At 71.7% G+C, this 23025-nt stretch carries 19 protein-coding genes; 10 read left to right on the top strand and 9 right to left on the bottom strand.

All coding sequences use genetic code 11. The features are described from left to right. Positions 1-227: 227 nt before the first annotated feature. Positions 228-1253 (bottom strand): hypothetical protein, encoded by a 1026-nt coding sequence (locus H4W31_RS15305; RefSeq protein WP_192767271.1) that lies wholly within the window; start codon positions 1251-1253, stop codon positions 228-230. 212 nt (positions 1254-1465) lie between these two features. After that, positions 1466-2254: an aldo/keto reductase gene (locus H4W31_RS15300; protein ID WP_225945539.1), complete on the bottom strand. Its 789-nt coding sequence runs from the start codon at positions 2252-2254 to the stop codon at positions 1466-1468. 164 nt (positions 2255-2418) lie between these two features. Between H4W31_RS15300 and H4W31_RS15295 the strand changes: the two genes are divergently transcribed. The 3 genes from H4W31_RS15295 to H4W31_RS15285 all read left to right on the top strand — a co-directional run bounded on the left by H4W31_RS15295 (position 2419) and on the right by H4W31_RS15285 (position 6434). Further along, positions 2419-3561 (top strand): DNA polymerase ligase N-terminal domain-containing protein, encoded by a 1143-nt coding sequence (locus tag H4W31_RS15295; RefSeq protein ID WP_192767270.1) that lies wholly within the window; start codon positions 2419-2421, stop codon positions 3559-3561. 101 nt (positions 3562-3662) lie between these two features. Next, positions 3663-4868 carry a threonine synthase gene (locus H4W31_RS15290; protein ID WP_192767269.1) on the top strand — a complete coding sequence of 402 codons (1206 nt, stop codon included), beginning with the start codon at positions 3663-3665 and terminating at the stop codon, positions 4866-4868. A gap of 87 nt (positions 4869-4955) precedes the next feature. Then, positions 4956-6434: an MGH1-like glycoside hydrolase domain-containing protein gene (locus H4W31_RS15285; protein WP_192767268.1), complete on the top strand. Its 1479-nt coding sequence runs from the start codon at positions 4956-4958 to the stop codon at positions 6432-6434. A gap of 5 nt (positions 6435-6439) precedes the next feature. Here H4W31_RS15285 and H4W31_RS15280 read toward each other — a convergent pair whose 3' ends face one another. Both H4W31_RS15280 and H4W31_RS15275 read right to left on the bottom strand, forming a co-directional pair. Beyond that, entirely contained in the window at positions 6440-6832 is a 393-nt protein-coding gene (locus H4W31_RS15280; RefSeq protein ID WP_192767267.1) for a cupin domain-containing protein, read from the bottom strand. Between the two features lie 435 nt (positions 6833-7267). Beyond that, the gene (locus tag H4W31_RS15275; RefSeq protein ID WP_192767266.1) at positions 7268-7702 is read right to left on the bottom strand and encodes a hypothetical protein; all 435 of its coding nucleotides are present in this window, start codon (positions 7700-7702) and stop codon (positions 7268-7270) included. A 282-nt stretch (positions 7703-7984) separates the two neighbouring features. On the opposite strand from H4W31_RS15275, the gene H4W31_RS15270 reads away from it, so the two are divergent. Continuing rightward, entirely contained in the window at positions 7985-8701 is a 717-nt protein-coding gene (locus H4W31_RS15270) for a cellulose binding domain-containing protein (RefSeq protein WP_192767265.1), read from the top strand. A 170-nt stretch (positions 8702-8871) separates the two neighbouring features. Further along, the gene (locus tag H4W31_RS15265) at positions 8872-9819 is read left to right on the top strand and encodes an NAD-dependent protein deacetylase (protein WP_318783214.1); all 948 of its coding nucleotides are present in this window, start codon (positions 8872-8874) and stop codon (positions 9817-9819) included. 26 nt (positions 9820-9845) lie between these two features. On the opposite strand, the gene H4W31_RS15260 is transcribed toward H4W31_RS15265, so the two are convergent. The 3 genes from H4W31_RS15260 to H4W31_RS15250 all read right to left on the bottom strand — a co-directional run bounded on the left by H4W31_RS15260 (position 9846) and on the right by H4W31_RS15250 (position 12968). Next, entirely contained in the window at positions 9846-10769 is a 924-nt protein-coding gene (locus tag H4W31_RS15260; RefSeq protein WP_192767263.1) for a DMT family transporter, read from the bottom strand. 438 nt (positions 10770-11207) lie between these two features. Beyond that, positions 11208-11498 (bottom strand): HesB/IscA family protein, encoded by a 291-nt coding sequence (locus H4W31_RS15255; RefSeq protein WP_192767262.1) that lies wholly within the window; start codon positions 11496-11498, stop codon positions 11208-11210. A gap of 333 nt (positions 11499-11831) precedes the next feature. Continuing rightward, positions 11832-12968 carry an NAD(P)-binding domain-containing protein gene (locus H4W31_RS15250; RefSeq protein WP_318783213.1) on the bottom strand — a complete coding sequence of 379 codons (1137 nt, stop codon included), beginning with the start codon at positions 12966-12968 and terminating at the stop codon, positions 11832-11834. A 119-nt stretch (positions 12969-13087) separates the two neighbouring features. Between H4W31_RS15250 and H4W31_RS15245 the strand changes: the two genes are divergently transcribed. The 5 genes from H4W31_RS15245 to H4W31_RS15225 all read left to right on the top strand — a co-directional run bounded on the left by H4W31_RS15245 (position 13088) and on the right by H4W31_RS15225 (position 20566). After that, positions 13088-14371, top strand: coding sequence for a phospholipase D-like domain-containing protein (locus H4W31_RS15245; RefSeq protein ID WP_225945538.1), 1284 nt, complete (start codon positions 13088-13090; stop codon positions 14369-14371). Positions 14372-14501: 130 nt separating this feature from the next. Next, entirely contained in the window at positions 14502-16082 is a 1581-nt protein-coding gene (gene aceB / locus H4W31_RS15240) for a malate synthase A (protein ID WP_192767261.1), read from the top strand. 87 nt (positions 16083-16169) lie between these two features. Next, on the top strand, positions 16170-17636 hold the full coding sequence (locus H4W31_RS15235; protein WP_192767260.1) for an FAD-linked oxidase C-terminal domain-containing protein: 1467 nt from the start codon (positions 16170-16172) through the stop codon (positions 17634-17636). A 3-nt stretch (positions 17637-17639) separates the two neighbouring features. Next, complete coding sequence (locus tag H4W31_RS15230) at positions 17640-19013, top strand: FAD-binding oxidoreductase (RefSeq protein ID WP_192767259.1); 1374 nt, start codon at positions 17640-17642, stop codon at positions 19011-19013. Between the two features lie 194 nt (positions 19014-19207). Further along, complete coding sequence (locus H4W31_RS15225; protein ID WP_318783212.1) at positions 19208-20566, top strand: (Fe-S)-binding protein; 1359 nt, start codon at positions 19208-19210, stop codon at positions 20564-20566. A 71-nt stretch (positions 20567-20637) separates the two neighbouring features. Here the strand turns inward: H4W31_RS15225 and H4W31_RS15220 are convergent, their stop codons facing one another. Both H4W31_RS15220 and H4W31_RS15215 read right to left on the bottom strand, forming a co-directional pair. Then, positions 20638-21273, bottom strand: coding sequence for a pyridoxamine 5'-phosphate oxidase family protein (locus tag H4W31_RS15220; protein WP_192767258.1), 636 nt, complete (start codon positions 21271-21273; stop codon positions 20638-20640). Positions 21274-21436: 163 nt separating this feature from the next. Continuing rightward, positions 21437-22945, bottom strand: coding sequence for an Nramp family divalent metal transporter (locus tag H4W31_RS15215; RefSeq protein WP_192767257.1), 1509 nt, complete (start codon positions 22943-22945; stop codon positions 21437-21439). Positions 22946-23025 lie beyond the last annotated feature (80 nt).

The raw sequence follows: 23025 nt of genomic DNA, 5'->3' as shown, positions 1-23025 counted from the left end.
GGAAACCGTGGCTCCGGCCACGGTGAGCGCATCCCACCCGGCTCCGGTCAGCACTGACCGGAGCCGGGCGCCGTTCCCGGCGCCACGGTCCGGCGTCCGCCGTCGGTGTCGCGGTCGCAGTCACGGGCGCGGTCGCAGTCGCAGTCACGGGCGCAGTCGCAGTCGCAGTCACGGGCGCGGTCGCAGTCACGGGCGGGCTCGCGGGCGCGGACCGGGCTCGTGGTGGGTCAGCGTGCGGTCGGACCGGCCGGGCCCGAGGACGGGATGCCCGGACCGAGTTCGAGCCGCTGACCCGGAACGTGCCGGCCGGCGCTGCGGGGATCGGCGAAGACCACCCGGCTCAGGTCATGCCCGCCCGGATCACCGGCCAGCACCCCGGGCACCGCCGACAGCATCGCCGACCCGGCCGGCGGCACGGTCGGCAGCGCGCCGGGACGGCCGGGCGGTAGCACCGGCGCCAGCGCGTGGAACACCGCGCGTACCCGGTCCTCCCGGTACTCGGCCGGATCGTCCGTCGCCCGGAGCAGGACACCGCCGTGCGGCAGCGGGCGTACCTCGGCGAAGGCCCCCGACGCCCACAGGCGCTCCGGCCCGCCCAGTCGTCGGGTCAGCTCCGCCGGGCACACCGTCACCCACTCGTAGCCCCGCAGGTGCGTCCGGCTCTCCTGCGCCGAGGACTCCGTCGACCGGCCCAGCGCCGCGTCCAGCATCGTGGCCGGCGACAGCATTCCCGCGTTGACCACGATCTCGCCGTACGCCGGGTCCGTCGCGTCGGCGACCAGCCGGGTCAACTCCAGCAGTGCCGGCAGTACCAGCGGCAGTCGCCCGGACCGCCCCTCGAACCCGATCGAGATCTGCAACCGGACGTGTCGGCGGCCGGCGAACCGGGCGAGGAAGATGTCCATCTCCGACGCGATCGCCTGCGGTGCCACGTCGAACCAGCGCGCCGACAGTTGGCAGCAGTCCTCGGTCATCCCCTCGGCCCACCGCCCCGGCCGACGTCGCCGACCCCGCCCGGCGGCGTCCAACTCGAAGGCCGTCAGCGAGGTGGCCGGCGCCGCCGCGCCGTCCGGATGTACGAACGGCAGCAGCACGCGGCACGCCTCGTCGTACCACCACCGGGCGAGTCCGCCGAGCCAGACCGGGTCCTCGCACCGGTCGAGATAGAGCAGCCAGGTGACGAAGTCCGGCTCCGGTCCACCATCACCGGGGCCGGGCCGGCCGGGGTCCCCGCCGAGCAGTTGGTCGTACATCCCGCGCCTCTCCCTCGCCCGCCGCATCCACCGCTTCCCGCTCCGGGTGGCTCGGTGCGAGCGGCGGCGACGGCGCACGTCGACCCGGACGGCGGCTGCCGGCCAGGGTAGTCGCGCCGGCACCACCGGGCAGAATCGCCGTACCCGGGCCGAGCCGGCGTGCCGGGCGGACTCCAGACGTCCGGCGCGGTGGTACAGGGTACGGCGGCCCGTCAACGTCCCATCGCGTCGAGCTGGCGCAGCTCGGCGTCGCTGAGCGAGAACCCGAAGATGTCGAAGTTCTCCCGGATCCGGGACGGCGTCACCGACTTCGGGATCGCCACGATGCCGTGGTCGATGTGCCAGCGCAGCACCACCTGACTCGGCGTGGCCCCGTGCGCCCGGGCGATCTCGACCAGTACCGGATCCCGCAGGTCCGTGGTCTTCAACGGGCTGTAGCCCTCCAGTACGACACCCCGCTCCTGGTTCTCGGCCAGTCGCCCGGGATCGTGCAGGGCCGGACCCCAGCGGACCTGGTTGACCGCCGGCGCCTCCTCGGTCGCCTCGATCAGCATGTCGAGTTCGAGGGTGTCGTAGTTGCTCACCCCGACCGTCCGGGCCAGCCCCTCGTCCCGAACGGCGAGCAGTTCCCGCCAGGTGGCGATGCTGGCCCGGTCATCGCCCGGTGGCCAGTGGATCAGCCACAGGTCGACGTAGCCGGTGTCCAGCGCGGCCAGGCTGGCGGCGATCGTCTCCCGCTCCCGTCCGGCCTGCTCGGGAGGCAGTTTCGTGGTGACGAAGACGTCCTCCCTGGGCACCCCGCTGTCCCGGAGCGCCCGGCCGACCTCGTCCTCGTTGCCGTACATGGTGGCGGTGTCGAGGTGCCGGTAGCCGACGTCGAGTGCCTCGCGGACCGCCTCGTACGCCTTGCGGCCGGTGATCTGCCAGGTGCCGAAGCCGAGCATCGGCATCCGGACCTCGCCGGGCAACTGGGCGGTGGGCTGGTCGGTGGCAGACGTCATGGGGCCAGTCCTACCCGGGCCCGCCGAAACCATGCATCCCGACGGAACCCTGCATTCCAACGGAACTCTGAATCCCGACGGGACCGTGCACTCCAACGGCACGATGCATTCAAACGGCACCATGCATCCCGACGCGTTCGGAGAAGTCGGCGGAGAATGGTGTCATGGGTGACCGGCTGGACGCGTACCGCCGAAGGCGCGATCCGGCGCGCACTCCCGAGCCGGTGCCGGAGCCCGCACCGACCGCCGGGGAGTCCGGGGACCGGTTCGTCATCCAGCAGCACCATGCCCGCGCGTTGCACTGGGACCTGCGGCTGGAGCGGGACGGCGTACTCGCCTCGTGGGCGGTGCCCCGGGGCCTGCCCCGGGAGCCCGGTCACAGCCACCTGGCGGTCCACACCGAGGACCATCCGCTGGAGTACCTCGACTTCCACGGCGAGATCCCGGCCGGCGAGTACGGCGGGGGGCGGATGACGGTCTTCGACCGTGGCCGCTACGCGTGCGAGAAGTGGCGCGCCGACGAGGTGCTGGTGGACCTGCGCGGCGAACGGGTCTCCGGGCGGTACGTCCTGTTCCGGACCACCCGGAGCAGGGCGCCGGACCGGAACAGGACGCGGGACGGAAGCAGGGCTCGGGACGGAAGCAGGGAGCCGGACCGGAACAGGGCCGACGCGGACGGCACCGGCCGGGACTGGATGATCCGTCGGCTGGACCCGGCACCGCCGGGCTGGACCCCGATGCCCGACCTGGTCCGCCCGATGCGGGCCGGCACCGCCCCGGCGCTGCCCACCGACGACGCGGCGTGGGGCTACGAGATGCGCTGGGACGGCGTCCGGGCGATCGGGTACGTCTCCGGCGGGCGGCTGCGGTTGAGATCCGGCACGGACGACGACCTGACGTCGGCGTACCCGCAGTTGCGGGAGCTGGCCGAGGAGCTGGCCCCGACGGAGGCGGTGCTCGACGGCGAGCTGGTCACCTTCGACGACGCCGGCCGGGTACGCCCGGCACCCGGCCCGGACGGCGGACGCGGGACCGGCCGGGACCGTACCCAGTATCTGATCTTCGATCTGCTCTGGTTGGAGGGCACCGCCAGCCTCGACCTGCCGTACGCCCAGCGCCGGGAACTGCTCGACGGTCTGGCGCTGTCCGGGGCGCACTGGCAGACGCCACCGTTCTTCCCCGGCGGCGGCGGGTACGCCCTCGCCGCGAGCCGGGAACAGGGTCTGGCCGGCGTGGTGGCCAAGCGGCTGGACGCCGGTTACCTTCCGGGCCGGCGCAGCCGCCGCTGGCTGGCCGTCGACAACTGACGTTCCCGGCGCAAAGAGTGACCCACCGCGCATCCGATACCGCCCAGTCACATCGATCCGCCGGGGATCATGGAGGAACCCGACGTACTGGAGGCCACCCGGTGTACCTGACGCACCTGCAGTGCCCGCGCTGTGACACCACCCACGACGCCGACCGGCCGCAGAACCTCTGCTCGTGCGGCTCCCCCCTGCTGGCCCGGTACGACCTGGACGGCGTGCGCCGGGCGGTCACGCCGGCCACGTTCGCGGGGCGGGCGGCGGATCTCTGGCGGTACCGCGAACTCCTGCCCGTCGCCGACGACGCCCACGTCACCACCTTCGGCGAGGGCTGGACCCCGATGCTGCCGGCCCCGCGCTACGGCGAGTCGATCGGCCTGCCCAACCTGCTGATCAAGGACGAGGGCCTGATCCCGACCGGCTCGTTCAAGGCCCGGGGCGCGGCGGTCGGGGTGTCCCGGGCCCGCGAACTCGGCATCAAGCACGTGGCGATGCCCACCAACGGCAACGCGGGCGCCGCCTGGGCCACCTACGCCGCGCGGGCCGGAATGCGGGCCACCATCGCGATGCCCCTCGGCGCGCCCACCATCACCCGCCGGGAGTGCGTGGCCGCCGGCGCGGAACTCCACCTGATCGACGGCCTGATCGGCGACGCCGGCCGGCACGTCGGCCGGCTGATCGCCGCCTCGTCCGGATCCCTCGGCGGGGAGATCTTCGACGTGAGCACCCTCAAGGAGCCGTACCGGCTGGAGGGCAAGAAGACCATGGGGTACGAGATCGTCGAGCAGCTCGGCTGGCAGGTACCCGACGTCATCCTCTACCCGACCGGTGGCGGGGTGGGACTGATCGGCATCCACAAGGCACTGCACGAGATGCGGACGCTCGGCTGGATCGGGGACAGCATGCCCCGGCTGGTCGCCGTACAGTCGACCGGCTGTGCCCCGATCGTGCGGGCCTTCGGGGCCGGCGCGGACCGGGCCGAACCGTGGGCCGAAGCCTGGACGGTCGCCTTCGGCATCAACGTGCCCGCGCCGCTGGGCGACGAACTCATCCTCGACGCCCTACGCGACACCGGCGGTACGGCGATCGCGGTGGACGACGAGTCGATCCTCGCCGACCTGCACGACTTCGGCGCCCGGGAGGGTCTGCTGCTCTGCCCGGAGGGGGCCGCCTGCCTGACCGCCGCGAAGCGGCTGCGGGCCGGTGGCTGGATCCGTCCGGACGAACGGGTGGTGGTGCTGAACACCGGGGCCGGCCTGAAGTATCCGGAGACGGTCGACGTGGACGACCTGCCGGTGGTTCCCCGGTGACGGCCCGGACCCCTGGTCCGGTCAAGGCCCGGATGGCGGGCCGAAATCTGACAACGACGGCCTCCGGCCACTAGGCGTTGAGTGGTTATGTCTTTCGTCGCAAAGCCCGACCGGGCCGGCGGGTCGTTCACGCCCGACGGCGTACCGGAGCAGCTCAGCGAGGCCGACGCGGCGCTGTGGCGTGGCGCGACCACGATCCTCTCGGCCAACTGGACGGGTACGCACACGGTGCCCTCGCGCACCCTCTATCCACACCAGTGGAGCTGGGACGCCGGCTTCATCAGCATCGGGCTGGCCCACACGGCACCGACCCGGGCCTGGCGTGACCTGCGCAGCCTGTTCGAGGCGCAGTGGCCGGACGGGCGGGTGCCGCACATCGTCTTCGACCCCGGAGTGACCGAGCGGGACTACTTCCCGGGTCCGACCTTCTGGACCGGCGGCGGTGTCGGACCGGCCGGCGAGACCGGTGGACGGGCGAACGGCGGTGCCGGAGGTGACCCGGACCGGACGTTCGCCGTACCGGCGGGGGCGAACGGTGGACCGGTGAGGCTGAGCAGCGGAATCGTGCAGCCTCCGGTGCACGCCGTCGGCGCCTGGACGGTCTACCGGCACGCACCCGGGGACGCCGCCGCCGAGGAACTGCGCTGGCTGTACCCGCGCCTCGTCGCCCAGCAGGAGTACCTGGCGACGGCCCGGGACGTCGGCGGCGCGGGGCTGAGCGCCATCGTCCACCCGTGGGAGTCCGGACTGGACAACAGCCCGTCCTGGGACGAGGCGCTCGCCGCCGTACCGGTGGCGCCGGACGTACTGCGCCGGTACGCCCGGCGGGACATCCAGGTGGTCGCCTCGGACCACCGCCCGACCGACGACGACTACGCCCGGTACCTGACCATCGCGTTGTCGTACCGGGACGGGGGTTATCGGGACGGCGGCCTGGTGCTACGGCATCCGTTCCTGGTCGAGTGCCCGGGCTTCAACGCGCTGCGTGCCGCGGCGGAACTGGCGCTGGCCCGGATCGCCGAGGTGGTCGGCGCCGATCCGGCGGTGCACCGGGCCCGCGCCGCGTCGATCATCCGGGTACTGGTCGACCGGCTCTTCGCCCCGGACACCGGCATGTTCCACTCGCTGGACGTACGGACCGGCCGGCACAGCCCGGCGCGGTGCGTGAACGGGCTGCTGCCGCTGATCCTGCCCGAGCTGCCCGCCGCACAGGTGGCCAGCCTGGTGGCGGTGCTCGAATCGGACCGGTTCGGCATCTCCGCCCGGATGCCGGTGCCCAGTTACGACCGCTCCGCCGCCGATTTCGACCCGGCCCGGTACTGGCGTGGCCCGGTCTGGTCCAACATCAACTGGCTGCTCTGGCGGGGGCTGCGGACGCACGGCCAGGCCGAGCTGGCGGCCACGTTGCGGACCGCCCTGCTCGACCTGGTCCGAGAATCCGGGTACTACGAGTACTTCCACCCGGGTACCGGCGCCGGGATCGGTTCCCCGGCGTTCAGTTGGACCGCGGCCCTCGCCCTGGACCTCCTCGCCGACCCGGAGCCCCGGGCGCCGGGCCTGGCGTAGCGCCGTCAGCCCGTCGGCGGCTCGTCCTTGCCGGCCTCCTCCATCGCGTCGGCCTCCTCCTTCGTCTGGTGTACCGCCTGGTCGGCGTGCTCTGCCGGCCCGTAGACGGTGTAGAGCACCAGCGGGTTGGGACCGGTGTTGACGAAGTTGTGCTTCCGACCGGCCGGCACGACCACCAGGTCGCCCTGGGCCACCTGGCGTTTCTGGCCGGAGACCTGCGCCTCCCCGGTGCCGCTGACGAAGGTGAGGATCTGATCGGTGTCCTCGTGGACTTCCTCGCCGATCTCGCCGCCGGGCGGGATCGTCATGATGACCAACTGGGTGTGCTTGCCCGTCCACAGCACCCGGCGGAAGTCCGGGCTCTGCTCGGCAACGGTGGCGATCGTGTAGTGCTCCATGCGCGGTTTCTTACCCCGGAGACCGGCGGATAACTCGCGGTTGCGCGTCCGGAGTACCGAACGGGACGCGCCGGGGCGATCGGTCGCCGGTCCACGGCCTCGCCGTGGCTGTTCCTTAGCAGGTCCGGGCCGGCCCCAGGTTTGGTTCCGCTGACGGTGGGAAACCCCACAACCAGCCGGAACGGCACCCGCCGGACCGGTCGAGCCAGGTCCCCGCTGGCGTACCGCCGATGGGCTGCGCGGACGGGAGACGGCCAGAGCGCGGCGACGCCACGACCAGTCGGGCGGCGCCGCGCGCTCGTGTGTACACCTGACAGCTCGTGCCTGGATCCCGGTCGAAATTCCCGCTGCCTTTCCGCCGGTCCCCGCGGCGCCGGGCCGCGCCGCAGGGACCGGGGGGCCAGGCGGGGACGGCCTGGCCGGGGTGACGTCAGATCAGGACGAGACGTGCAGGTGGAAGGAGCGGTCGGCGGGGGTGCCCGCGCTGTTCCAGGTCTGCACGAAGACACCGTTGGGGACGCCGGCCCGGCCGACCACGGCGATCTCGCCGGGCGGGGAGCCGCCGACGCTGCCGGGCAGGCCGATCGTGGCGGTGAAGGCGGAGGTCGTGATGTTCTGGATGAACACCACCTGGTACTGACCGACGGCCAACCGGACGGACGAGACCGCGCCGAATCCCCGGGCCAGGGTCCCGTTGGCGTTGACCACGGCGAAGTGGCCCTGGGCGGTCGCCGGCAACCCGGCGACGGTGGCAGGTACGGCCAGGACGTCGGCCGCCTCGGCCTCGGGTCCGGTGGCGGGTGGCTGTTCGATCACGGCGTGCTTGGCGTCGCTGGTGTCGGGTTGTCTGGCCTCGCTGACGTCGGACATGGTGGTGGCTCCTTGCTGGGCGGGCCGGATTCGGCCCAGGTGACGAGGGATTGCGACAGCGGTACGGCGAGCGGCTGACCGGGAAGGTCGGGCCGGGCGGGTCCCTGCTGGTCGCGCTACTTACCTACCGGTGAGATTACTCTCCGTCAGCATATGACCACAGTTAGTACGTCTGTCCGATCACGGACACCCCGTCTGGACATCGCCATCAACGCATAGTTTGATGATTGTCAATTGGGGCCGGGCGCTGGAGCTATTCGTACTCCCAGAAAGGCTGCTGGCATGCCTCGTCCCAAGCTGCCCACCCGACTCCTCGCCGCCGTCCTCGGACTCGTGCTGCTGCCCCTGTCGGCAGCCCCCGCGTACGCCGATCCGCTGATTCCGCTGCCGCCGCCCGGCCAACCGGTGGTCACCGACATCACCTCGACCGGCGCCACGCTCACCTGGGAACGCCCCGCCGGCCCCGTCTTCCGCTACAGCATGCAGCGGCTGGTGGACGGCGAGTGGCAGGGCTTCGTCTCCATGCCGTTCAACTCGTACACCCTGGGCGGCCTCACCCCGAACACCGAGTACACCGTCGCGGTGCGGGCCGCCGCGCTCGCCGACTCGGGCTACACCCTGAGTCCGCTCTCGGAGCCCGTCACCTTCACCACCGCGCCCGAGCCGTCCGGCTGGAACTGCACGATCTCGATCAGCGCCGACCGGCCCGGCACCTTCCTGGTGCGGGGCACCCTGGTCTGGTCCGGTCCGGATCCGGTCTTCGACTGGACCGTCAGGTTCACCATCGCGACGAATCTCCAGATCACCCATTTCTGGAACTCGACGGTCCTCCGCAGCGGCACCCGGGCGACGGTCACGTCGCTGGGATCGAACGGTTCCCCTACGATCCCGCCCGGCACCCCGCAGACCTTCGCGCTCAACGGCCGCTACACCGGCACCTTCACCCCACCGAGCGACTTCCAGGTCGGCCCCGACCGACCCTGCACCATCCTCCACTGACCGGCCCGCCGGCTCCGGTCCCCTAAGTGCAAGGAAGGGCCCCTTCTTATCGTTTTCTGTAGAAGAAGGGGCCCTTCCTAACACCGCACGTCGGCACCGGGGCCCGGTGGGACAGCCGGGAGGCCCCGACCCGTTCGCCGGTGCCCGGGCCGGCGAGGCAGCATGGACGGGTGAACACGCGAACAGCCGAGCACTACGGACCGCTGGCGGACCTTCTGGCCGGTGGCGACGTCGTGGTGCTCAGCGGGGCCGGCCTGTCGACGGAGTCGGGGATCCCCGACTACCGGGGACCGAGCGGCGCGCTCCGCCGACACACGCCGATGACGTACCAGACGTTCGTGTCAGACGCGGTCGCCCGCCGCCGCTACTGGGCCCGCAGCCACCTCGGCTGGCGCACCGTGACCGGGGCCACGCCGAACGCGGGCCACCGGGCGGTCGCCGAACTCGACCGGCTGGGACTGCTGGCCGGCGTACTGACCCAGAACGTGGACGGGCTGCACCAGGCCGGCGGCGCCCGGTCGGTCGTCGAACTCCACGGCAGCCTGGCCAGGGTGACCTGCCTGGGCTGCGGCGGATCCACCGACCGGGAGATGCTGGACCACCGCCTGCGGGCCGCCAACCCCCGGTTCACCGCCCGGTACGACACGGTCAACCCGGACGGCGACGTCGAACTGCCCGACGAGGCGGTCGCGGACTTCCGGACCGTGGACTGTCAGGCGTGTCCGGGCGGGATGCTGAAACCGGACGTCGTCTTCTTCGGCGAATCCGTTCCGGCCGACCGGGTCCAGACCTGCTTCGACCTGGTCGAGCGGGCCCGGCTGCTGCTGGTTCTCGGCTCGTCCCTGACCGTGATGTCCGGCCGGCGGTTCGTGGTCCGGGCGGCGAGACTGGACATCCCCGTAGTGATCATCAATCAGGGGCCGACCCGGGGCGACGACTACGCCTCGCTGACCGTCGACGCACCACTCGGCGTGGTGCTACCCGAACTGGTCCGGCTCGTCGCCCCGGCCCGGTCCTCCGATCCGTCGGGCCACCACCCACCGGCCCACGGCCACCGGTCGACCCGCAGCAGCCCGCCGGCCGGCGGCCACCGGTCGGGTCAACCGACGGCCGCGTAGCCGAGCTTCCCGGCGGACGGTCGGCCCTAGCCGGACACGGCGGGCTCCCGCGCTGCCAGTACCACCGCCGCCGCCAGCAGCATCGCACCGAGTACGCCGACCGGGCCTAGCCGCTCGCCGAGCACCAGGGCGGCGAGCAGTGCGCCGACGAGTGGTTCCAGCAGCGCCAGCAGCGCGGCGGTGCCCGGCCGGACCGTACGCAGGCCCCGGAAGTAGAGCAGGTAGGCGACCGCCGTCGGACCGGTGCCCAGGGCGACCAGCAGCGCGATGGCGCCCGGTTCCGGGGCGAAGCCGAGTCCCGCCGTCCCGATGGCCAGTGGTGCGAGCAGCAGCCCGCCCATGGTGAAGGCGAAGCCGGTGCCGGCCAGTTCACCGAGCTGCGGCACCGGACTGGCCCCGATCAGGGTGATCGCGGCGAACCCGGCCGCCGAGACCAGGGCCAGGGCGGCACTGGCCAGCACCGCAGCCGTTCCGACCCCACCGGCCGGTACCCCGACCAGCAGACCGAGTCCGGCCAGCGCCAGAGCGCTCGTTCCCGCCGTCCGCCGGTCGACCCGACGCCGGCCGGTCAGCGCCTCCGCGGCCAGTACCAGCACCGGCGCGGCCCCGATGGTGATCAGCGTGGCCAGGCTGACCGAGGTCAGCGACACCGCGCCGAAGTAACACGCCTGGTAGACGGCGGCCAGTACGCCCACCACGGCGATCCGGGTCCAGGCGGCCCGACCGCGTGGCACCCGCCGCCCGGTGACGGCGAGAAGGGCCACGATCAGCCCACCGCCGACGACGAGCCGGTAGGCGCCGATGGCGATCGGAGAGAGTTCGGTGCTCCGGCTCAGCAGACTGCCGGTCAGTCCACCGGTGCCCCACAACGTGCCAGAGACGATCAGAAATATCAGGCCGACGTCAGATTGCCGGCGTACGGCGACGAGCGATGCTCGGGTGCTGGACATGAGGGTTCGCGCTCCTGCGACGGGAGAAGGAATCGGTCGCGGAAGCGGGGCGGCACCTGATCATGCTGGCACAGCGCGCCCGCACTGTCGGCTGGGCACGCTGGGGTTTCGCCCCGCTCAGGCGCGGGGCGGCGGGGAGATCGGGAAACGGCTGTGCACGGCGCCGATCGTACCGGCTCCTGGCCGGGCCGCCCGGGTAAATAACACCTCCGGGGGCCGGTTCGACGGCGGGTGGGATCGCCTGGGGTGCCTCGTACCACCCGGGGCGGGGCGGTACGGGCGCCGTAACGGTCCGCCCATCCACACCGGACGGACCGGTAGACCTCCGACACGTCCCACCACGCCGTCGAACCACACTCGTACCAAGGTCAGGCGGTACCGCTCGGCCTCACCCCGGTCAGGTCCGACAGTCCAAGCACGGTCGTACGCGACCTCGGGTCAGGCGTCGGGACCCTGCTCCGCGAACCCGAACTGCACCGCGCCCTGCGCGTCGACCGCGGCGTCGAGAGCCTTGTCGTCGAGGATCTGGGCGGCCTGCGGGTCCAGGAAGACCCTGGCCCCGTCGCTGTCCACCACCTGATCGCCCTGGGCCGGGCTCTCGGCCAGCGACAGGTTCAGCGACCCGGCCGAAAGGTCACTGGCGATGCGCAGTCCCGCACCGTCCGGCACCTCCTGCTGCGTGGTCAGATCCCGGATCACGAGTACGGCGTTCTCGGTCATCGTGAGCATGCAAACTCCTCGTGGATTTTCTGTGCGCCCGGCCCGTACGCCCATCGGCGTGGACGTGCTCCGGGCACCCGCGACGGGTCACCCGCGACTGAGCCGGGGCGGCCATCGGACATCGCGGCGGCCATCGGACATGTAGCCAGCCCATTCGGTCTACCCACGCTCACGCGGGACCGGGCTGACGCCTGGGTACGGCGGATGTTCGTCGCTCTCGAACTATCGGCTATGGCAACAGGCCGTACTTGCCCTACGTTGCCGCTTCCAGCCCGATTCGTCAAATCCGGTGAGCCGTTTTGCGTGCCGTGTTAAGGGCCGGTTGCCGGACGTTCGCGCTGGTCAGCCGAGTGTCGCCGGCGCGGCGTCGAGCAGTCGCCGGATTTCCCGTACGGCGTCCCGGCCGGCCCGGTTCGCGCCGATCGTGCTGGCCGAGGGCCCGTACCCGATCAGGTGTACCCGGTCGTCGGTGACCACCCGGGTGCCGTCCATCAGGATCCCGCCACCGGGCGCCCGCAGCTTCAGCGGCGCGAGGTGGTCCAGCACGGCGCGGAAGCCGGTGCACCAGAAGATCACGTCGGCGTCGAAGCTGCTGCCGTCCGGCCAGACGACGCCCCCCGGTGTGATCCGGGCGAACATCGGCAGCCGGTTCAGCAGCCCGGCGGCCTCCATCCGGCGGGTCTGCGGAGTCCACACCAGACCCGTCACGCCGACGACGCTCGACGGAGGACGACCGGCGCGTACGGTCTCGTCGACCCGGGCCACCGCGGCCCGACCGCGTTCCTCGGTGAAGTCACCGTCGTTGAAGACCGGCGGACGCCGGGTGACCCACCGGGTCGCCTCGGCCACCTCGGCGATCTCGTCCAGCAGTTGCACGGCGGAGGTGCCACCGCCGACCACCACCACCCGCCGGCCGGCGAACTCCGCCGGGCCCCGGTAGTCGGCGGTGTGCAGTTGCCGCCCCGCGAACGACCACTGCCCCGGGTAGTACGGCCAGAACGGGTGCCGCCACGTTCCGGTCGCGTTGATCAGGGCCCGCGCGGTCCACTCGCCGGCATCGGTGCGTACGGTCAGCCGGCCGTCGGCCCGGTCCCGCACCTCGATCACGTTCACCGGGCGGCGCACCGGAAGGTCGAACTTCCGCTCGTACGCCCCGAAGTAGTCGGCGACCACCTCGGCGGCCGGACGGTCCGGGTCGGGCTCGCCGAGGGCCAGGCCGGGCAGGTCGTGGATGCCGTGGACGCCGCCCAGCCGCAGCGTCGGCCAGCGGTCCCGCCAGGCCCCACCCGGCCCGCCGCCGGCGTCCAGCAGCAGATAGCCCGTCTCCGGCGCGAAACCGGCCCGCTGGAGGAAGTAGCCGGCCGAGAGCCCGGCCTGACCGGCACCGATCACCATTACGTCGACGTCCCGTCCGCTCACCTCCCGGGCAACCACGCCCGGCCGCCGTTCCGTCCCGACTCCGGCCGTCTCGTCGGTCACAGTCCCCCGCCGACGCACGCTGTCTCAACCGACGGGTAAAGGGCCGCGTCGATGGGCTGGATCCCGACGGACGTCGATGGAATCATCTACCCATGCGGATAGGTAGATTTTCGCCAAGATTGGCGGCTCGCTCGGCACTCGTCTTCATCGTCGCCCTCGGCACGCTCGGCTCGCCGACCCTGGCCGCCGGCCCGGCGAGCGCGGCGGAGCCGGATCCGACCCTCAACGACGCGGTCTTCAACCAGCCCACCGGCTCGGCCGCCGAACAAAACACGATCTTCATCCAGCTCGCCCGGATCATCGACCGGGTACCAGCCGGTGGCGAGATCCAGATGTCCTGGTTCGGGTTCGGCGTCACCGACGTCACCGACTCGGCCACCACTCCCGATCTCCCCGCCCGACTGCTGAACGCGTACCAGCGGGGGGTACGCGTCAAGATCATTCTCGACCACGAGCAGGTGACCCAGCGGCCGTACCAGCGGCTGTTGCCGGTGCTCGGCGCGAACGACACCGCCGGGTCGTACGTCGTGCACTGCGCCGACAAGTTTCCCAGCCAGGATCGCGGCTGCATCGGTACCCGGACCATCGACTACACCGACTCCTCGGTCACCGCGTACAACCACAACAAGTTCCTGACCGCGTCGAGCATCGTGCTCAACAACGGGTCGACGGTGTCGAATGTGGTCTTTCAGGGGTCGGCGAACCTGGGCTGGTGGGACGCGAACGAGGCGTACAACAACGCGGTGACGTTCAGCGACGCCACCACGTACCAGGCCTACCGGACGTACTTCGCGGACCTGCGCTCCCACCGCTACAGCTCGGCGGGCGACAACAACTACTACTGGGGGACCCCGACCGGCACGACGTACCGGGCGTACTTCTTCCCCCGGCGGGAGCGCTCCGGTACGACGATCCACGACGCCGCCAGCGACACCATCGTCAGCGTGCTGGACTCGGTGCGGTCCTGCTCGTACGACGACGCCGGCACCACCCGGCAGACCGACGTACGGGTCAACATGTTCTCGTTCAACCGGCCGGAGATCGCGAAGAAGCTCACCGCGCTCCGCAACGCCGGCTGCTGGGTCGACGTCGTCTACAGCGAGGCCAACGCCGGTGTACTCAACGCGCTGGGCAGCAACGTCCAGGTGACCAAGTGCAACTTCAACGTCGCTCCGGGTAGGGACATCCGGACCCACTCGAAGTACATGCTGATCGACGGCGCGTACGACGACGACATCGTGCCCCGGGTCTTCACCGGCAGCCACAACTACAACATGTCGGCGCTGCGGCAAGCCGACGAGGCAATGTTGCGGATCATGGGCCGGGGCATCCACGACGACTACCTGAGCAACTTCTGGCACGTCCGGGACACCTGCCGGGCCAACGGCGGCGCGATCCGCTGAACAAGATGTTAGGAAGGGCCCCTTCATCTACAAAAAACGATAAGAAGGGGCCCTTCCTTGCAGTGCAGTGCGGTGGGGGGCGGCCGTAGGCTGGTGACGGAGATCAGCTAACAGGGTGAGGAGCGCGGCGATGAGTCTGCCGGAAGGGGTCCAGGTCAGCGGGCCGATGGGCGACCGTTACGACGAGGTGCTCACTCCGGAGGCGTTGGAGTTCCTCGCCGCGCTGCATCGGTCGTTCGACGGTCGCCGCCGCGAGCTGCTGGCTCGGCGTACCGAGCGGGAGGCGGAGCTGGCGGCCGGTGGCAGCCTGGACTTCCTGCCCGAGACGGCGGCGGTCCGGGACGGGGACTGGCGGGTTGCCGATCCGGCGCCCGGGCTGGTCGACCGGCGGGTCGAGATCACCGGCCCGACCGACGCGAAGATGACCATCAACGCACTCAACTCCGGTGCGAAGGTCTGGCTCGCCGACCACGAGGACGCCAACACCCCGCTCTGGCGCAACGTCGTCGAAGGCCAGCTCAACCTCCGGGACGCGATCGCCGGCAAGCTGGAGTTCCACTCGCCGGACGGCCGGCAGTACCGGCTGCATGACGGCGAGCTGGCGACGATCGTGGTCCGGCCGCGCGGCTGGCATCTGACCGAGAAGCACATCCTGGTCGACGGCGAACGCAGCTCCGGCAGCCTGGTCGACTTCGGGCTCTACTTCTTCCACTGTGCCCGGCCGCAGTTGGCGGCCGGCGCGGGCCCGTACTTCTACCTGCCGAAGCTGGAGAGCCACCTGGAGGCGCGGCTCTGGAACGACGTCTTCGGCTTCGCCCAGGACTGGCTGGACATTCCGCGCGGCACGATCCGGGCCACCGTGCTGATCGAGACCTTTCCGGCCGCCTTCGAGATGGACGAGATCCTCTACGAGCTGCGCGAGCACTCCGCCGGGCTGAACGCCGGCCGCTGGGACTACATGTTCAGCGTGACCAAGAAGTTCCGGACCCGGGGTACGGACTTCATGCTGCCCGACCGCAACGCGGTGACGATGACCGCGCCGTTCATGCGGGCGTACACCGAGTTGCTGGTCCGGACCTGTCACCGGCGCGGGGCGCACGCGATCGGCGGAATGGCGGCGTTCATTCCCAGCCGGCGCGACCCGGCGGTGAACGAGACCGCGCTGGCCAAGGTCCGGGACGACAAGACCCGGGAGGCGGGCGACGGCTTCGACGGCTCCTGGGTCGCGCATCCGGACCTGGTGCCGATCTGCCGGGAGGTCTTCGACGGTGTGCTCGGCGACCGGCCGAACCAGCTCGACCGGACCCGCCCGGAGGTGCAGGTCAGTGCGGCCCAGTTGCTCGACGTCGCCGGTACCCCCGGTCGGCCCACCGAGGCCGGCCTGCGCAACGACGTCAGCGTCGGCATCCAGTACCTGGAGAGCTGGTTGCGTGGATCGGGCGCGGTCGCGGTGTTCAACCTGATGGAGGACGCCGCCACCGCCGAGATCTCCCGGTCCCAGGTCTGGCAGTGGCTGCACAACGACATCACCCTCGACACCGGTGTGCCGGTCACCCGGGAACTGGTCGAGCGGATCGCCGACGAGGAGATCGGCAAGCTCGGCGACGACCCCGGCCGGTACGCCGAGGCCCGCGGCCTGTTCATGGAGGTCGCCGTGGCGGACGACTTCGTCGACTTCCTCACCCTGCCCGCCTACGAACGGATGCCCTGAGCCTTGCCCTGAAACCCGACGCGCACCGGAGAAGGCGCCGACCCCGAGGCGCCGAGCCGACGCGCTGAGCATGCCCGGAGGTCGACGGTGTCCGAAGTCGAGATCGGAAGACTGGCCGGCGTGCTGCGCGCCGCGCTCGCCGCGGAGCAGGTGATCGACGACCGGGCCCGGCTCCGCACCTACGAGTGCGACGGACTGGCCCAGTACCGGGTCGTACCGGCCCTGGTGGTGCTGCCCCACACCGCGCAGGAGTGCGCGCTGGTCGTCCGGGCCTGCGTCGCCGAGAACGTGCCGTTCGTGGCCCGGGGCTCCGGCACCGGGCTCTCCGGCGGCGCGCTGCCGCACGCCGACGGCGTCCTGATCGTCACCTCGCGGCTGCGCGCCATCACGGAACTCGCCCCGGACGACGAGCGGGCCGTGGTCGAGCCCGGGGTGATCAACCTGGCGGTGACCCGGGCCGCCGCCCCGCACGGCTACTACTACGCGCCGGACCCGTCGAGCCAGCAGATCTGCTCGATCGGCGGCAACGTGGCGGAGAACTCCGGCGGGGCCCACTGCCTCAAGTACGGCTTCACCACCAACCACGTCCTCGGGCTCCAGGTGGTCACCCCGGACGGCGACCTGGTCCGGCTCGGTGGTTGGGCGCCGGACAGTCCCGGGTACGACCTGGTCGGCGCCTTCGTCGGCTCGGAGGGCACCCTCGGGATCGCCACCGAGGTCACCGTACGGCTGGTCCGGGCGCCGGAGTCGGTGCGTACGCTGCTCGCCGCCTTCCCCGGCACGGACGCGGCCGGCGCGGCGACCTCGGCGATCATCGCCGCCGGGGTGGTGCCGGCGGCGGTGGAGATGATGGACGCGCTCGCCATCGAGGCGGCCGAGGCGGCGGTGCACTGCGGCTACCCGGACGGCGCCGGTGCGGTGCTGATCGTCGAACTGGACGGCCCGACCGCCGAGGTCGACGCCCAGTTCGCCGAGGTGGAGCGGCTCTGCCGGGACAACGCCGCGTTCGAGATCCGGATCGCGGCCGACGACGCCGAGCGGGCCCTGTTCTGGAAGGGCCGCAAGTCGGCGTTCGCGGCGGTGGGCCGGATCAGCCCGGACTACATCGTCCAGGACGGGGTGATCCCCCGGACCGCGCTGCCCGAGGTGCTGCGGCGGATCGGTGAGCTCGCCGCCGAGCGCGGCGTCCGGGTGGCGAACGTGTTCCACGCCGGGGACGGCAACCTGCACCCGCTGGTCCTCTTCGACGACGCGATCGAGGGACAGGCGGAGCGGGCCGAGGAACTCTCCGGCGCGATCCTCGACCTCTGCGTCGCGTACGGCGGCTCGATCACCGGGGAACACGGCGTCGGGATGGACAAGGCGAAGTACCTGCCCCGGATGTACACCGACGACGACCTGGACACCATGCAACTGCTCCGGTGCGCCTTCGACCCGCGGGCGTTGGCCAACCCCGGAAAGATCTTCCCCACTCCCCGGCTCTGCGGCGAGGTGCCCGGCCGGCACAAGGGTGCCCATCCGCTCCAGGAGGCCGGTCTCGCGGAGGTGTTCTGAGCCATGCCCCAGCTCGACACGACGACGACGCAACTCGACGCGCTCCGGGCCGCGGCCGGCGGCGCGGTACCCGGACCGGCCGCCGGCGGCGGAGCGGTACCCGGACCGGCCGCCGTCGGCGCGCTGCCCCGACAGGCCGCCGGCGGGGAGGGCGGCGAGGTGGTCCGACCGGCGGGGCCGGGGGACGTGGTCGGTGGCGTACCGGCCCGGCTCGTCGCCACTCCCGGCTCGACCGAGCAGGCGGCGGCGCTGCTGCGGGCCGCCGCCGAACTCCGGCTCAGCGTGGTCGCCCGGGGCTCGGGTACCCGGCTCGACTGGGGCGCCCCACCCCGTGCCCTCGACCTGATCCTGGAGACCGGACGGCTCAGCGGGGTGGTCGAGCACGCCGCCGGTGACCTCATCGTGGTGGTCCGGGCCGGTACCCGGCTGGACGAACTGCGGGACGTGCTCGCCCCGGCCGGACAGCAACTCGCGCTGGACGACCCGCTGCCGGGCGCCACGGTCGGCGGGGCGGTCTCGGTGAACGCCAGCGGACCGCGCCGGATGCTCTACGGCACCGTCCGGGATCTGCTCATCGGGGTCACGATCGTGCGCGCCGACGGTGTGGTCGCGCACGCCGGGGGCAAGGTGGTGAAGAACGTTGCCGGCTACGACCTCGGCAAGCTCGTGACCGGGGCGTACGGCACGCTGGGGCTGATCACCGAGTGCGCGTTCCGGCTGCACCCGGTGCCGACCGCCCGGGCGTACGTCGGGTGCCGGGTACCGCAGGTCGGGGTCGACGGGATCGGGCGGGTGGGCCGGCTCGTCGCCACCGTGCTGCGGGCACAACTGGTGCCGAGCGCGCTGGAGATCGCGGCACCGGCCGACGGCGGATACGAGGTGGTGCTGCTGCTGGAGGGCACCCCGGCCGGGGTCGCCGGTCGGGCCGAGGCAGCCCGACGGCTCCTGCGCGACGACACGGTACTCAGCGAACGGGCGCCCTCCTGGTGGGCGACGTACCCGTGGCGGGCCGGCGACACCGGGGTCAAGCTCACCGGTGTGCTGTCCGGGGTACCCGATCTGCTGGCCGCGACCCGGGCGGCCGGCGACCGGCACGACACCCGGGTCGACGTACGCGGCTCGGCCGGCACCGGAGTGCTCTACGCCGGGATGGCGGCGGCGGCCGACCCGGACCGGGTGGCCCGGATCGTCGAGGAGTTGCGCGGTGCGGCCCACGAGGTCGGCGGGCACGCGGTGGTGCTGACCGCACCGCCCCCGGTACGCGACCGAGTCGACCTGTGGGGCCCGGTGGAGGGGCTGGAGTTGATGCGCCGGGTCAAGGCCCGGTTCGATCCCGACGCGCGGCTCGCGCCCGGACGCTTCGTGGGAGGACTCTGATGACGTCACCCGATTCCCGCCCACCCGGACCCGCCACACCAGAACCAGCCGCGCCCGGGTCCGCCGCACCCGGACCAGCCGCACCTGGACCCGCCACGCCCGGACCCGCCACACCAGGACCAGCCGCGCCCGGGTCCGCCGCGCCCGGACCGGCGTCGCCGGGCGGGACCCGGCCGGCCAGCGCTCCCCGGGACGTGCTCGGCCTGCTCGCGCCGGCCGCCGGTGGACCGGCCTTCGACGAGCACCGGCCGCCATCGGCCGACCTGGTCGCCGACTGCGTGCACTGCGGCTTCTGCCTGCCGACCTGCCCCACGTACGTGCTGTGGGGCGAGGAGATGGACTCGCCACGGGGGCGGATCCATCTGATGCGGCAGGGCCTGGAGGGCGAGCCGCTCAGCGACTCGATGGTCGGGCACTTCGACGCCTGCCTGGGCTGCATGGCCTGCGTCACCACCTGCCCGTCCGGGGTGCGGTACGACAGCCTGATCGAGAACACCCGGCAGCAGGTCGAACGGCGACACACCCGGCCCGCCCGGGAACGGGCACTGCGGGCCGCGATCTTCGCACTCTTCCCGTACCCGAAACGACTCCGGCTGCTTCGCGGGCCGCTGCGGGCGTACCAGGCCAGCGGGCTGCGTCGGCTGGTCGCCCGGACCGGGCTGCTGCCCCGGCTCGCGCCCACCCTGGCCACCCTCGAATCGCTGGCTCCCCGGCTGACCCGGGCGCCGAAGCCACCGGACCGGGTACCCGCGTACGGGCCACGCCGGGCGGTGGTCGGGATGCTCACCGGTTGCGTGCAGAGCGCCTTCTTCCCCGGCGTGAACGCGGCGACCGCCCGGGTCCTCGCCGCCGAGGGCTGCGAGGTGGTGATCAACCCGGGTCGGCAGGGCTGCTGCGGCGCGCTGAGTGTGCACACTGGACGCGAGCAGGAGGCCCAGGGGTTCGCCCGCGACCTTCTCGACGCCTTCACCGACACCGGCATCGACTACTTCGTGGTCAACGCCGCCGGCTGCGGCTCCTCACTCAAGGAGTACGGCGAACTGCTCCGCGACGACCCCCGGTACGCCGAGCGGGCCGCCGCCTTCGCCGCCCGGGTACGCGACCTCTCCGAACTCCTGGTCGAACTCGGCCCCGTGGCCCGGCGGCACCCACTGCCGGTCAGCGTCGCCTATCACGACGCCTGCCATCTCGGGCACGCCCAGGGGATCCGTACCCAGCCCCGGGAACTCCTGCGGGCCATCCCGGAACTGGAACTGCGGGAGATCGCCGATCCGGAACTCTGCTGTGGCTCGGCCGGGGTGTGGAACGTACTCAACCCGGAGCCGGCGGCCCGACTCGGCGAGCGGAAGGCCCGGGACGTACTCGGCACCGGCGCGCAGCTGCTGGTGACCGCGAACCCGGGCTGCCTGATGCAGATCGCCGCCGCCATCCCCCGGCTCGGCGGCAGCACCGAGCCCCGACCCGCCGGATCCGGTGGGATCGCCCTGGCGCACACCGCACAGGTGCTCGACGCGTCGATCCGGCGGCTCTCCGTCGACCGTCTGCTCTCCTGACCGGCGGACCCGCCGACCGTCTGCTCTCCTGACCGGCGGACCCGTCGGCGCGGCGTCGCCACCCCGGTCGGTCAGCTGGCGTACAGGCCCTTGGCGTACTGGGGGCCGTAGTAGGTCTCCAGCTGCTCCAGGGTCTCCTCGATCTGCTGGACGCGCTTGATGATCTGCGGGTGCGGCGGCAGCACCTCCGGGTCCCAGGTCTCCGGCCGCCACAGCCCGGAGCGCATGAACGCCTTCGCGCAGTGGAAGAAGATCTGTTCGATCTCGACGACCAACGCCAGCACCGGCCGATGCCCCTTGACCACCAGCTGGTCGAAGAACGGCGCCTCCCGGACCAGCCGGGCCCGGCCGTTGATCCGCAACGTCTCGCCCCGCCCCGGAATCAGGTAGACCAGGCCGACGTGCGGGTTCTCGAGCACGTTGAGGAATCCGTCGGCGCGTCGGTTGCCGGGGCGTTCCGGGATGGCGATGGTGGTGTCGTCCAGCACCAGGGTGAAGCCGGCCGGGTCACCCTTGGGCGACACGTCGCAGTTGCCGTTCGCATCGGCCGTCGCCACCAGGCAGAACGGCGAGGCGGCCAGCCACTCGCGGTCGAGCTCGTGCAGCCGTACCCGTTCCTTGGTCACCGCATTGGCCTTCGGCTCGCCGAGCAGCTCGCGCAACTCGGCCGCAGACGTGATCTCCACCTGCTCCGTCGACGTCGTCATGCCAACCTCCCCCATCGGATGTCCCCACCCAACCTACGGCCGGCCCCGCCTCCCGGTCACGCCCATTCCGGCGGCGCAGGCCTGGGTCACCGGGTCGCGCCGACGGTTAGGAAGGGCCCCTTCTTATACAAAAAGCGATAAGAAGGGGCCCTTCCTTGCATCCTCAGAAGGTGATTAGGGGGTCACCGATCAGGTCGGCGACGAAGTTGACGAAGAAGAAGCCGAAGAAGAGGACGTTGGCGACGAGGAGTACGTAGTGCCAGGGGCGGGGCCGGGCCGGCCGGGGAAGCCGGCGGTTCAGGTAGATCAGCAGGAACGGGTAGAACAGCGCGCCCAGGTTCGACATGTTCGCCGACCACTGGACCAGGTTGACCGGCACCGCCAGGTGCAGCACCACCGCGATGATCACCAACAGCACCAGCATGAACGGGTAGTAGAACTTGCGCGGGTCACCCTCGAGCATCCGCCGCAGCCGGGGACTGGTCCCGTGCGCCGCGTCGGTGCTGACCCGGACCATGCCCTCGAAGATGCCGAGCTGGGTGCTGAACAGGATCAGCACACCGACCAGCAGCATGCCGTAGAACATCAGCGGCCCGTACTCGGGTTCGAGCGCGGTGGCCACGAAGGTCGGTACGGCCGCCGCCGTCGGCACCGTGCCGGAGACCTGCACCGCGTGCGCCATCAGGATGGTGGGCAGCAGCATGCCGAGCATCGCGCCGACGAAGAAGATCCCCCACATGTCGATGAGCAGCAGCCGGTACCACCGCTTCCACCGGGCCGCGTTGGCGGGAGTGTCCGGGAAGGTGACCCCGTTGGCGAGCAGTTCCTGCCGCTCGCCGCGCAGCCCCGAGATGTAGCCGGTCCGGTGGCCCATCCCGTAGCCCTTGTCCCGGTAGTGGCCCATCACGTACCAGTTCAGGCCGGAGGCGAGGGCGGTGAATCCGGCGAGCCCGCCGAGCTGGGTGGCGGTGATCCCCTCCGGCGGTGCGGCCGGGGTGACGAAGCCCCGGATGCCCTCCCACCAGATGTCCCACGGCACCACCAGGACGGCCACCACGAGGAGTACGACGAGGATCGTGCCGACCATCACCCAGTTGGCGAGTTCGAGGGTCCGGCTGATCCGTTTCGCCCCGGCGGCGATCAGGAAGACCAGCACCAGCAGGGCGATCGCCCAGAGGCGGGGTTCCTCCGCTCCGGAGGGGGCGACCTCGCCGTGGATCAGCGCGTACACCCCCTGGCCGGCCGAGGCCGCCCATCCCCCGGCGATGAACGCGAAGATCACCAGAAACACCGACACCGGTACCCAGAGCAGGTAGCCCGGCGGCACCCGGCCCCAGCCGACCACCGGGGCCTCCCCGGTCGCTATCACGTACCGGGAACACTCGACGTTGTAGAAGGTCTGTAGCACCGCCGAGATCAGGATGACCCAGCCGACGCCGACGAATCCGAACTGGCCGACCGCCTGTGGGCCGAGCAACCACTCGCCGCTGCCGATCGAGATGCCGAGCGCGATCAGGCTGGGGCCGAGTGCGTACTTGAACAGCTCCCGTGGGCCGAGTCGACGTACCTTGAAGACCTCCTCGGGTTCGGGAAGGTCGGCGACGGCGAGCGGCGGACGGCTGGTACCAAGCGGGTAGGAGTGGACATCCGGGACTTGAGTTGCTTCCGCCATGATGCCTCCTTGGGAAAGATCCCCCGGGCATCAATCGTCATCCATCGGTAACCGGTGCGCAATGATCGATGACCATCTGG

This window comes from Plantactinospora soyae, from assembly GCF_014874095.1.
In the GTDB taxonomy this organism is placed as follows: Bacteria; Actinomycetota; Actinomycetes; order Mycobacteriales; family Micromonosporaceae; genus Plantactinospora; species Plantactinospora soyae.
This window is presented reverse-complemented; position numbering and strand designations above follow the sequence as displayed.

Coding starts and splice junctions, on each gene's coding strand:
- H4W31_RS15305 (WP_192767271.1), bottom strand. CDS start 1,253: ATGTACGACCAACTGCTCGGCGGGGACCCCGGCCGGCCCGGCCCCGGT.
- H4W31_RS15280 (WP_192767267.1), bottom strand. CDS start 6,832: ATGGAGCACTACACGATCGCCACCGTTGCCGAGCAGAGCCCGGACTTC.
- H4W31_RS15255 (WP_192767262.1), bottom strand. CDS start 11,498: ATGCTCACGATGACCGAGAACGCCGTACTCGTGATCCGGGATCTGACC.
- H4W31_RS15260 (WP_192767263.1), bottom strand. CDS start 10,769: ATGTCCAGCACCCGAGCATCGCTCGTCGCCGTACGCCGGCAATCTGAC.
- H4W31_RS15230 (WP_192767259.1), top strand. CDS start 17,640: ATGCCCCAGCTCGACACGACGACGACGCAACTCGACGCGCTCCGGGCC.
- H4W31_RS15270 (WP_192767265.1), top strand. CDS start 7,985: ATGCCTCGTCCCAAGCTGCCCACCCGACTCCTCGCCGCCGTCCTCGGA.
- aceB (WP_192767261.1), top strand. CDS start 14,502: ATGAGTCTGCCGGAAGGGGTCCAGGTCAGCGGGCCGATGGGCGACCGT.
- H4W31_RS15295 (WP_192767270.1), top strand. CDS start 2,419: ATGGGTGACCGGCTGGACGCGTACCGCCGAAGGCGCGATCCGGCGCGC.
- H4W31_RS15220 (WP_192767258.1), bottom strand. CDS start 21,273: ATGACGACGTCGACGGAGCAGGTGGAGATCACGTCTGCGGCCGAGTTG.
- H4W31_RS15300 (WP_225945539.1), bottom strand. CDS start 2,254: ATGACGTCTGCCACCGACCAGCCCACCGCCCAGTTGCCCGGCGAGGTC.
- H4W31_RS15285 (WP_192767268.1), top strand. CDS start 4,956: ATGTCTTTCGTCGCAAAGCCCGACCGGGCCGGCGGGTCGTTCACGCCC.
- H4W31_RS15275 (WP_192767266.1), bottom strand. CDS start 7,702: ATGTCCGACGTCAGCGAGGCCAGACAACCCGACACCAGCGACGCCAAG.
- H4W31_RS15215 (WP_192767257.1), bottom strand. CDS start 22,945: ATGGCGGAAGCAACTCAAGTCCCGGATGTCCACTCCTACCCGCTTGGT.